This is a genomic window from Ensifer sp. (assembly GCF_035999185.1).
Taxonomy (GTDB): domain Bacteria; phylum Pseudomonadota; class Alphaproteobacteria; order Rhizobiales; family Rhizobiaceae; genus Ensifer.
Genome location: NZ_DASYHB010000179.1, coordinates 1 through 10,213, shown reverse-complemented (window position 1 = coordinate 10,213; position 10,213 = coordinate 1). Strand labels below are relative to the sequence as shown.

Genomic DNA, 10,213 nt, shown 5'->3' with positions numbered 1-10,213 from the left:
GCCCACCGCGACAGAAGGCTTCGGAAGCCGCCTTGTCAAAGCAACGACAAGTCAACTCGGCAGAATCAACCGCGTTTGGGAACCCTCTGGAGCGGTGATCGAACTCGCCATCGAAAAGAGCCGCCTTACTGAACAAGAGTCACAACTCGACTAGCGCGCGATTACGTAACACAGGGATAAGAACAGCACCGACGATGGCGCTTCCCATTCGCCAACATTGACCGCGCTGAGATACCGTGATCCTGGCAAGGGGAGCGAGCGCGTAACAGGCCGCAAACACCAAGAACCACAGCTTGATTGGTGCAACTATTGTCGGGCTGCAAAAAAGCCAACGAGTGCGCCCGCCGCAGCAGCCCATGCGATCGCCCTCAACGGACGTGCACGGATTTCATCGGACAGCAACTGCTCGAGCTCACCAATGCGTTCTACGGCCATCTCTTGCAGCTCCTCTGCTTCCTCTCCCATCCGATAGATGTAATCCGTCGGCGCACCTCCTGCCGTCACAGGCGCTTGCGCGGCAACAGGATCGCTCGCCGGGAACGTCGCTTTGAGAGCGTCACTAAGTTCGCCGTCGTTTCCCTTTCGGCGGGCAGCCTGCCGCTGTTTTCGCTGCTCGATCTTCAAACTGGCCACTGCGGGATTGTCCATGCGGGGCATGTTCGGTCCTCCTTCAACTGCCGTGCATAAACAACCGGTACGCGGATGACCGGTTCCACCCGCCGCCGGGAAGCCTTAGAAGTCCTAAATCGAATAGAGCGCCGACAAAAAAATAACGGCGGCGCGATTATGCCAGTGCTCGTTCGAGGTCCGCCGATTGATAGGGCTTGACCACGACCTTCGTGCGATTGTCGAGAGTTACGCCCGGTAATTGGCCCCGACCTGTAGCGAACACGACAGGCAGGTTCGGTTGTGTCTCGCGGAGGCGCTTTGCCAATTCGATCCCGCTGAAATCCGGTAGTCCTACGTCGGTTACCAGGCGGTCGATCTCCTGCGTCGCGGCAATCTGCATCGCTTCTCGCGCGTTGCCGGCCTCGACAACGACGTGACCCATGGCCGCGATCAAGTCTGCCGAATCCATTCTGATTAAAGCGTCGTCTTCAACGAGCAGTACGGTCAAGCGCCGTTCCGTTGAATCGTCAGCTGGTCCAGATGTCGCAACGGGGCCCCCTTTCTGGAGGACATCGCGGACTTTACATGCTAGTGCGTCGCGCGTGTAAGGCTTGGAAAGGAGACTTACCCCTTTATCCAGCTGCCCGCCGTGGACGATCGAGTTCTCAGTGTACCCGGATGTGAAGAGCACGCTCAAATTCGGCAGGAGTTGCTTCGCCTTGCGCGCCAATTCTGGGCTTTTCAAAGTGCCAGGCATGACAACGTCAGTGAAGAGCATGTCAATCGCGATGCCGCTCTCGATCACAGTCAGAGCTCGCGCTGCGTCTTCCGCCGTCAGCACTTGATAGCCCAGCTCCATCAGTAGGCTGACGACCGTATCGCGAACCGCAGCATCATCCTCGACGACCAGGATGGTCTCGTGGCCGCCTGTCACGGGACCGCTCGTTTTCTCCATGATGACATCTTCGGCCTTATGCGACCGCGGCAAATAGAGGCGCACCGTCGTCCCGTGTTCAGGTTCGCTGTAGATCTTTACATGCCCGCCGGACTGCTTCACGAAGCCATACACCATCGACAGTCCAAGACCCGTTCCCTTCCCCTGCGGCTTGGTCGAAAAGAACGGCTCGAACACCTTTGTTAGAATCTCCGGGGCCATCCCCGAGCCGGTATCCGTCACACTGATCGCCACGTACTGCCCAGCCGCAACCTCGTTGTTGGCACGTGCATAGACTTCGTCGAGATACGCGTTACCTGCCTCAATGGTGAGCTTGCCTGTGCCCTCCATCGCGTCGCGTGCATTGATCGAGAGATTAAGCAGTGCGTTCTCGACGTTGGTCGGATCAGCGAAGGTGTTCCACAGCCCTCCTGCGATAATCGTCTCAATCTCGATGGCCTCGCCGAGCGAACGCCTTAGCAGGTCATCCATGCCGCGAAGCAGGCGACCCACGTTGATCACTCTAGGCATGAGCGCTTGTCGACGCCCGAATGCCAGCAGCTGAGACGCAAGCTGTGCCCCACGGCTCACGCCGGTCATCGCATTCTGCAAGCGAGCGCGAGCCTTGTCCGACAGCTCGGCCTCTCGGCCGACGAGTTCGAGGTTGCCGCCGATGACCTGGAGCAGGTTGTTGAAATCGTGCGCGACGCCACCGGTCAGGTTACCGACGGCTTCCATTTTTTGCGCCTGAGCAAGCATTGCCTCAACCCGGTGCCGCTCCTCGGCCTCCGCCTTAACTTTGCCGTGCGCCTCGATCAGTTCGGCAGTTCGTTCTCTAACCTTCTCCTCAAGTACGGCGTTCCGCGCAGCCAACTGTTGGGAGGCATCGGACAGGGCGTTTCGAAGCGTTATGAATTCTCGCAATCGAGTCGGTATTTGCAGAGGCTCGAGTGAATGCCCCATACTCGCGCTTGCCATTGTCAGTGATTTGAGTGGGGTGGCGACCATCCGCCAGAGAAAGAGCGCTGCGAGCGAACTGAGAAATAGTGACGCAACGCCGCCTGCGAGCAGAAAGAGAATTGCCCTCCACAACGGCCGCTCTATGACGCTCTGACGGATGTTGGCCGCCACAAGCCAACCAGACAGCTCCGAGCGAGCATAGCCGACTAGGACTTCATGTCCGGTGGCACTCCGTCCAACGAAGACACCGTCCGCTCCCTTGGCCTGAGAAAGAAAGGCCGGAACACCAGGTTGCCCAGAAAACCGGGCATGCTCCTCGGAGCGCGTGACATAGACGCCGGCTCGATCGCCGATCGCAACGAGCCAATCACGAATGGCTATCGGCCGTACGACATCGGCGACAAGATTCGTCTCCGCGCTAACGTGCAGGAGATATCGGGGGACACCGCTGACTAGAATCGGTACGATAACGGCGACCAGCGGTTGCTGCGCCAGGGCACCCCGGAACACATTGGAGACGACCGGTTGCCTACCCGCAATGACCTCATCGTCACCTGGGAGTGGCGTGAGTGGCAACGGCGTTCCCCAAGGGCGGCGCGTATTGACCAACTGCTGTCCGGAAAGCTCGCGCAGGCCAACATCGACGCCGATGAAGGCCTTGACGGCCGTGGCTTGGCGATAGAAGGCCTCCAGATTGCCGTCCTGAAGGGCTTCCGAGGTTCCTAAGGTCTGCAAGGTGGCTTGCCAGCCGCGCAGGTGTTGGTCGACGGCCGCCGCTGCATTGTGAGCAACTTCCAGCGCTTCCTGACGGTATCGCCCGCGCTCGGACTCGGCGAAGCGAGCCAGCAGAAGGGCTGAGAAAAGCACGCCCGGAACAACAATGATCGCGAATAGGGCGAGCATGATCAGTCGCGTTGGAACGCTGCGCCAAACTTCACGAGCCATGACGCACAAATTCCAGCGGAGCCATGCTGGCAGCATTCACACGCGCCGCGCTCTTAGACAATGGGGCTGTTCGACTCCGTCCAAGCGCCAATGCTAAAGGTCTGCGCGACGGCGAGTCCGCTTAGCCGCATCTGGCGCCGCAGGGCTCAGCCACGCACGACGCGCCACATTGACGAGATCACCTCCTTCAGTGTTTTCCCCATCTTCCATTTCCAGGACCTCTTGCGACATCGCGCGCCGCTCCTAAATTCTTCCGCGTCGTGTCAATCTTGGGGAGGGGGCTATGCCCTTTTCATCATTGAAGGATCCGGTGGATCTGGCGCGGGCCTTCGCTGTGATCGAAGCCGCATGGAGTGATTTAAAGGACACCATTCCGAAAGACCGTTGGGAGGCTGAACGCACCAGGTTAGCCTACCTAGTTGCGAGCTTTACGCCCCTGGCGCTGGATGAAGACGACCTCAAGCAGAATGTCCTGCTACAGTTCCGGGGGCGCGACCACAGCAGCTGAACGATAAGCCAGGCGATGTGTTGGCGCGGTCTCTGCAACCTCCGTTGCGGCGCAACGGTTGGTCAGCATCTCCGGAAATCTGCCCCCCGGGCCCAGCTGGAAACGCACGTGCTACGTTGCCAAACTCGGCCCTGTCTCACTCCAGGCCGGGCCGTTTCGCTTTTCGTGTCTCACACGGTCCGCGTACGAGCCGCCTTCATTCCAGCAAGTCTCCGCGGGTCTTTACTGCCTGATCCGGCGACGGAAGGGGAGGTGCGATGGCGTACATGGTGATGATCGCCATGAGTGTCGCAATCAAGAATACAAGCCAGAATTCAACGGACGGCGTTGTCGCATAGCCGCACTTCCCGAATGCTCGTGCCAGCATCTCATAACGTCGGTCGCTCGCCGGGGTTCCGCGAAAACCCTTACCGACAAGGAACGATTCGATCCGGCTACCGTTTCGGACTCCGTCCAATAGGAGTTGCGTCATGTGTGCCAAACGAATGCTTCGCGCTGGGTCAGCGTCGCACGTCGTTGCCGGCCCTCGCCTTCCTCGGGTCGACGAGCGGCAGGGCGTTCTCGATCTTTCAGGTCTTGAGCCCCCGGATGAAACCGCCGAGCAGTTCGCCTACCGGCTGGCCTGCTCTCTCACGGAGCTCAAATCGCAGCTGATACGCGGTGGCTTGGCCGATCCGGAGAAGTATCGTGCCTACAGCGCGACACAGGGCTGGATCGACAAGATCGATGAGATAGCGCGCCAAGCCGCGGGCTTTGCCAGACAGCTGACGGCGGTCACCTGCATCAGATCAACGGGCGAGCCGAGCGAAGACGACGCGGTGAGCGTAAACGCACACCTTGCGATGATTGCGGAGGAGGCCGATAGCCTTCTGACTGCGGTGATCAGCGATGCCGAGGCAAGGGGGCTCCAAGCGACGGGCCCCTGGATGAAGATCCCGCTGGTAGAGTGTCGCAAATTCGAGGTGGCCAAGCCGCCAGATCCCGATCTCACCCAAGCTGATGACGCGTGGGATCGGGATTTGAACTCGTAGCTTCGGTCAGGGTTTTCTGCTGAGAAGGAGTTTGCTTGGGTGTGAGTACGTCGCGTACTGCGCGTCGGTCCTGAATCCGCGAGCGTCTCATCAGGCAGCCTTCTTCGCACTACGTGGCTTCGGTGGAGGTGGCGTAGAGCTAATGCTTGCGCGCAGCGCCGCCATGAGATCCGTAGGCTTTGGCGAGGCTGCCTTCTTTGTGAGCTTGATCGTCTTGCCTGCCATCTTGGCCCTAATCAGGTCGGAAAGCGCCGACTCGTAACGGTCGTCGAACGAAGAGGTATCGAACTTCCCAATCTTGGTCCGTATGATGTGTTGAGCGAGATCGAGCATCTCGCCCTTGATCTTGAGCTTTGGAATGTCGGCAAAGGCGTCCTCAGCCGACCGAACCTCGTAGTCAAAATTCAAGGTGTGAGCGACGAGACCGAGCCCCTCGGACCGGATCAGCAGTGAACGATAGCGCCGGAACAGGACCGCATGCGCGAGAGCCGCGACCTTGCTGGCTCGCAACGCCTCACGGATGACCGCGAAAGCTTCCTGCCCGACAGTCGACGATGGAGCGAGATAGTAGGGGCGATCGAAGTAGACCGTGTCGATTTCGGCGCATGGGATGAAGGCCGAGACCGCGAGTTTCTTGTCTGCCTCTGGAACCGCCTGCGCGACCTCTTCCGGCTCCAGCTGCACATATTGGTCCGTGTTGATCTCGAAGCCTTTAATCTGATGGTCGCGGTCGACGACCTTTCCCGTTTCGGGATCGACAAACTCGCGCTTCACACGATGTCCAGTGGCTCGGTTGATAGCCTGGAAGCTGACCCGTTCGGATGTGCTCGCGCCCGTGTAGAGTGCGACGGGGCAACTGATTTCGCCGAACCTGAGGTACCCCTTCCAGTTTGCCCGAATTGCCATCGGCCCAAGCTCCGTAACGCAACGCCCGGCGATTCAATCCTTGTGTTGCGAATGGGTTCCGAGGTCACGGAACGGGAGGCCATTGGCGGCGTTGAGTCGCTAGTTCGTTGCGTTGTAGAGAGTTGCGTCATGGCACCCCGTCCTTATTGGAAGGGCTATCTCAAGCTATCCCTGGTGACCTGTCCCGTCGCACTGGCGCCTGCGACATCGGAAAACGAGAAAGTCCGCTTCCACACGCTAAATCGCGAGACCGGCAATCGAGTTGTCAGTCGGTATGTCGATGCAGATAGCGGCAAGCCTGTCGTCGACGAAGACATCGCCAAGGGCTACGAGTTCGAGCCGGAGCGGTTTGTCGTGATTGACGACGAGGATCTGGAATCTGTCGCGCTCCAATCCGTCCGCACCATCGAGATCGAGATGTTCGTTGCTAGAGATTCGATCCCGTGGGTCTATCTGGATAGCCCCTACTATCTGACGCCCAATGACGAGGTCGGCGAGGAGGCTTTTTGCGTCATCCGTGACGCCATGGCCGCGAGTAAGGTAGTTGGTTTATCCAGACTAGTGCTAGGCCGCCGCGAACGAGCCGTCATGTTAGAGGCGCGAGACAACGGCATCGTACTATGGACGCTGCGCTACCGCGACGAGGTGCGTGACGAAACGGCCTACTTTGGTGGCATCGACGAGCTGAAGCCGGAGACCGCGCTGATCGAACTGGCGCAGAGCTTCATCAAAGCGAAGTCGAAAGACTGGTCCCCTGCAATGGTACAGGATCCGGTCCAGGAGCACTTGCTCAAGCTCATTGCTTCCAAGCGCAAAGGCGCGCGCCGTGCCAAGTCGCCATCTTCGGCCGCAGCCAAAGGCGGGAACGTTGTCAATCTATTTGAAGCGCTCAAGAAGAGCTTGGCAGAAGATGCGGGCAAAGGCCAGGTCGGAAGGCGAAAGTAGCGATCCAATGGGGATAGGCCCTCATCAACAAGGCAAGGACGGAGAGGCAGATGCCTAGCGAAGCCACCCTGCAGGCAATGGACGAGCGCATTGCGATCGCCCGACGGAACATCTCGGAACTGATGGAGCGGGCAACGGCAACTGTTGGCGCTGCTTCTGAGGAGCGGATCTCGTTGCTGCTCAGCGAGCAGCAGGCGGCGTTGGACGAACTGGTGAAACAGCGTGCGGCATTGGAAGCCGAGGGATCTGCCTAGGAAAGTGCTGTTAACAGACTGCTCGCGTGACACTCGGAATACAACCCAAACAGAACGCACCCTATGACCGCCAAGAGCATCGCACGGCGTTCCTCAACGATCATGGGTCGTCTCTTTTTGGGGAAGCGCGCCGGAATGGGGCTTCGCCCGTAACACGGCGCGCAAGTTATTGTTTGAATCCGATGAGCACGCCGTCTGCGCCAAGCGACAATTGAAGGCCCTGCCGTCGCGTGGTCAGGCGCAAAGTCACGCCTTTGTCATTGCGCAGCCAAGTATAGCCACGGCCCTGATTTCCGACTGCCCATCCCTCCTTGAGCTGGAGATAGGCGCCCGGAAAGTCCGACACATTCTTGAGTCCGTAGACGGTGCCGGACGCGGCTGTTTTCGACGCTCCGATCGAGCCCACGCCAAGCCCGCCGACGGTGATCGGGTAGGATCGACCGGCGAATTTGAGGGTACCTCCGCCGACCTCACCCGATGCGATAAAGCCCGCCTGCACCTGCTCAATCCTCACCGTGCCTGTCGATGGGCCGAGCGAGCGTGACTGCGCTAGGGCTGGCGCAACCATCATAAGGAAGGCTGCGACGGATATGGCTGTTTGCCGAAACGTCATCATTTTTGCTCCTCACGCCAAACTGCGCGCGAGGGCACAACACGCGAAACTCGAAAACGATCCGCAGGATCACCAAAAATGGGCGATATCGTTCCAGCTTAGCGTGCATCCCATCCCTTAGGGCTGACGGACAAGGCCGCCGCCGAGCAGCGCTCGGCTATGGGCAACGTATGTGCCGAGCCCGTTCTGCCGTGATCGCTGTCGGCACAGATAACGTTGTCCGGCAATGCGCTGGTCCGCGGCCGACCGCTCAGCCCGAGGGCAGAACGACTCGCCAGACCGCATTGCCGACGTCGTCGGCGACGAGGACGCCGCTACGGCGGTCGACGAGGACGCCGACCGGGCGACCGCGCGCCTCGCCTTGGTCATTTAGGAAACCGGTGAGAATCGGCTGCGGCAGGCCTGTTGGCTTGCCCTCATCGAACCGCACGAAGATCACGCGATATCCGACGGGGCTGGCCCGGTTCCAGGATCCGTGCTGACCGATGAATGCGCCGCCTACGTAGCGCGGGCCTAGCTGGCCTTCCTTGGCGAAGGTGAAGCCCAGAGACGCGGTATGAGAGCCCAGCGCATAGTCCGGCTTGATTGCCTTGGCGACTAGGTCGGGCCGGGGTGGGTCGACGCGCTTGTCAACGGCCTGACCGTAATAGCTGTAGGGCCAGCCATAAAATCCTTCGCGTTTGACCGAAGTCATGTAGTCGGGCACCAGGTCATCGCCGATCTCGTCGCGCTCGTTGACCGCGACCCACAGCTCCTTCGTGACTGGATTCCAGTCGATGCCGACCGGATTGCGTAGACCGCTCGCGAAGAGCCGGGTCGCGCCACTCTGCGGATCGATCTCGAGCACCGCCGCGCGATTCACCTCTTCTGCCATGCCGTTCTCGGCGACGTTGGAATTGGAGCCGACGCCGACGTACAGACGCGAGCCGTCCGCATTGGCGACGAGGCTCTTGGTCCAGTGGTGGTTGCGACCCGTCGGCAGATCCGCGACCTTGATAGGCTTGGCGGTGTTCTTCGTCTCGCCAGCGATATAGGGCACGCGCACCACCGCGTCGGCGTTGGCGATATAGAGCTGGTCGCCGACGAGCGCCATGCCGAAGGGCGAGGTCAGGCTTTCGAGATAGACACTCTTCATCTCTGCGACGCCGTCGCCATCCGCGTCCCGCAGCAGGCTGATGCGGTTGGCGCTGGGGGTCCGGGATCCGGCGCGCTCCATGAAGAGCCCCTGCACCCAGGCGCGGAAGCCACCCTTCTTTTCCTCCGGCTTGGGGGGCGCGTCGCTTTCGGCGACGAGGACGTCGCCGTTGGGCAATTCGTAAAGCCAGCGCGGATGCTGCAAGCCGGTGGCGAAGGCGGAGACCTGCCCGCCGGCAAGCGGAGTCGGCTTTTCGCCCTCCCTCCAGCCCACCGCTTTGGCGACCTTGATTGTCGGAAGCCACGAGGATTTCGGCTCCGGCAGCGTCGGATTCGGACCATACCCTGCCTCCTCGGGCAATGGCTTGTCGCTGCAGGAGGCGAGAGCCAGCGCCGAGAAGGCGACGCTGACGAGGAGAACAAGCTTGTGAGAGCGCGTCATACAGGCCTCCGTATCCAGGCTGGGGTTGTGAAAGGGGCAACGTGGCGGGCGCGCAGATGTTGCGACGATCAGAGGCGAAGGAGGGAACCATCGCATCGGCTGCCGGTTGTCGATGCTGGGGAGAGCTTCGCTTGCGCAATCTGCAGATCTCAGACGGGGCGCAGGACGTCACCCCGGCCGTGCTGGTCGGTGCCGGCGTCCTCGCGCTTGCGGGGCTTGCGAGCGTGCCTTTCCTCAGCCTTGGTCCGCTGTCGCTGCAGATGCTGCAGCATCTCGCGGTGATGAACATATTCTCCCCGATCATCTCCCTGGCCCTGCCGCAGCCTCGCTCAACGCGGCGCGGTTCCCTTCTGACCGCCGCGACCGTTCAAATGGTCGTTCTTGGGGCCTGGCATACGCCGACGCTCCAGCAACTCGCGGCCGCTTCGGTGCTGGCCCAGATTGGATTGATGGCCCTCTTAACTAGCGGTGCAGTGTGGTTTTGGCATGCGATCATCGGCGCCGCCCGCAGCGGCGGTTGGAGCGTGCTCTGGGCACTTCTACTGACCGGGAAGCTCGCCTGTCTCCTAGGTGCGCTGCTGATCTTCGCGCCCCGCGATCTTTACAGCCTGCCCGGTCTCGCCTTGGCGCTGTGCACCACCGGGCCGTCGAGTCTGGATGACCAGCAGCTCGCTGGGTTGCTGATGGTGACCGCGTGTCCCATGAGCTACCTAGTGGTCGGCGTCGCGCTGGCCGCACGCATGGTCAACCGGCTCGATGGAACCCGGACCCGTCCAGATGTCTCCGCTCGCGATGTCTCCGCTCGCGCGGGCTAGGCGGATCGCCGGCTGGACGTTGGCGACGCCCGGCAAGCTCGCGCTGACCGTCGCTGCGGCCCTCCTGGTTTTCGCGGCGGCAGGGCTGCTCTTTGCCTGGTCAGGCGCCTACAACAT

10 protein-coding genes are annotated in these 10,213 nt (G+C 60.8%); 5 read left to right on the top strand and 5 right to left on the bottom strand.

Annotated features, from left to right (window positions below; translation table 11 throughout):
- Positions 1-306: 306 nt before the first annotated feature.
- Both VGO04_RS24335 and VGO04_RS24330 read right to left on the bottom strand, forming a co-directional pair.
- Positions 307-657, bottom strand: coding sequence for a hypothetical protein (locus VGO04_RS24335; RefSeq protein ID WP_327498534.1), 351 nt, complete (start codon positions 655-657; stop codon positions 307-309).
- Positions 658-784: 127 nt separating this feature from the next.
- Positions 785-3,448, bottom strand: a complete 2,664-nt coding sequence (locus VGO04_RS24330; protein WP_327498533.1) for a response regulator — start codon at positions 3,446-3,448, stop codon at positions 785-787.
- Positions 3,449-3,731: 283 nt separating this feature from the next.
- Between VGO04_RS24330 and VGO04_RS24325 the strand changes: the two genes are divergently transcribed.
- Both VGO04_RS24325 and VGO04_RS24320 read left to right on the top strand, forming a co-directional pair.
- Positions 3,732-3,956: a hypothetical protein gene (locus VGO04_RS24325; RefSeq protein ID WP_327498532.1), complete on the top strand. Its 225-nt coding sequence runs from the start codon at positions 3,732-3,734 to the stop codon at positions 3,954-3,956.
- 470 nt (positions 3,957-4,426) lie between these two features.
- A complete protein-coding gene (locus VGO04_RS24320) occupies positions 4,427-4,987 on the top strand; it encodes a hypothetical protein (RefSeq protein ID WP_327498531.1) in 561 nt (186 codons plus the stop codon).
- Positions 4,988-5,077: 90 nt separating this feature from the next.
- Here VGO04_RS24320 and VGO04_RS24315 read toward each other — a convergent pair whose 3' ends face one another.
- On the bottom strand, positions 5,078-5,893 hold the full coding sequence (locus VGO04_RS24315; protein ID WP_327498530.1) for a Ku protein: 816 nt from the start codon (positions 5,891-5,893) through the stop codon (positions 5,078-5,080).
- Positions 5,894-6,022: 129 nt separating this feature from the next.
- Here VGO04_RS24315 and VGO04_RS24310 point away from each other — a divergent pair, with 129 nt between their 5' ends.
- On the top strand, positions 6,023-6,838 hold the full coding sequence (locus VGO04_RS24310) for a Ku protein (protein ID WP_327498529.1): 816 nt from the start codon (positions 6,023-6,025) through the stop codon (positions 6,836-6,838).
- A gap of 50 nt (positions 6,839-6,888) precedes the next feature.
- Positions 6,889-7,092 (top strand): hypothetical protein, encoded by a 204-nt coding sequence (locus VGO04_RS24305; protein WP_327498528.1) that lies wholly within the window; start codon positions 6,889-6,891, stop codon positions 7,090-7,092.
- Between the two features lie 166 nt (positions 7,093-7,258).
- Here VGO04_RS24305 and VGO04_RS24300 read toward each other — a convergent pair whose 3' ends face one another.
- Positions 7,259-7,708 (bottom strand): hypothetical protein, encoded by a 450-nt coding sequence (locus VGO04_RS24300; RefSeq protein WP_327498527.1) that lies wholly within the window; start codon positions 7,706-7,708, stop codon positions 7,259-7,261.
- 247 nt (positions 7,709-7,955) lie between these two features.
- Positions 7,956-9,281, bottom strand: coding sequence for a sorbosone dehydrogenase family protein (locus VGO04_RS24295; protein WP_327498526.1), 1,326 nt, complete (start codon positions 9,279-9,281; stop codon positions 7,956-7,958).
- A gap of 131 nt (positions 9,282-9,412) precedes the next feature.
- Between VGO04_RS24295 and VGO04_RS24290 the strand changes: the two genes are divergently transcribed.
- A complete protein-coding gene (locus VGO04_RS24290; RefSeq protein ID WP_327498524.1) occupies positions 9,413-10,096 on the top strand; it encodes a cytochrome c oxidase assembly protein in 684 nt (227 codons plus the stop codon).
- Positions 10,097-10,213: the final 117 nt, after the last annotated feature.

Bases quoted from the DNA above. Each gene is read 5' to 3' on its own strand.
- VGO04_RS24300 (WP_327498527.1), bottom strand. From the start codon at position 7,708: ATGATGACGTTTCGGCAAACAGCCATATCCGTCGCAGCCTTCCTTATG.
- VGO04_RS24320 (WP_327498531.1), top strand. From the start codon at position 4,427: ATGTGTGCCAAACGAATGCTTCGCGCTGGGTCAGCGTCGCACGTCGTT.
- VGO04_RS24295 (WP_327498526.1), bottom strand. From the start codon at position 9,281: ATGACGCGCTCTCACAAGCTTGTTCTCCTCGTCAGCGTCGCCTTCTCG.
- VGO04_RS24315 (WP_327498530.1), bottom strand. From the start codon at position 5,893: ATGGCAATTCGGGCAAACTGGAAGGGGTACCTCAGGTTCGGCGAAATC.
- VGO04_RS24310 (WP_327498529.1), top strand. From the start codon at position 6,023: ATGGCACCCCGTCCTTATTGGAAGGGCTATCTCAAGCTATCCCTGGTG.
- VGO04_RS24330 (WP_327498533.1), bottom strand. From the start codon at position 3,448: ATGGCTCGTGAAGTTTGGCGCAGCGTTCCAACGCGACTGATCATGCTC.
- VGO04_RS24325 (WP_327498532.1), top strand. From the start codon at position 3,732: ATGCCCTTTTCATCATTGAAGGATCCGGTGGATCTGGCGCGGGCCTTC.
- VGO04_RS24335 (WP_327498534.1), bottom strand. From the start codon at position 657: ATGCCCCGCATGGACAATCCCGCAGTGGCCAGTTTGAAGATCGAGCAG.
- VGO04_RS24305 (WP_327498528.1), top strand. From the start codon at position 6,889: ATGCCTAGCGAAGCCACCCTGCAGGCAATGGACGAGCGCATTGCGATC.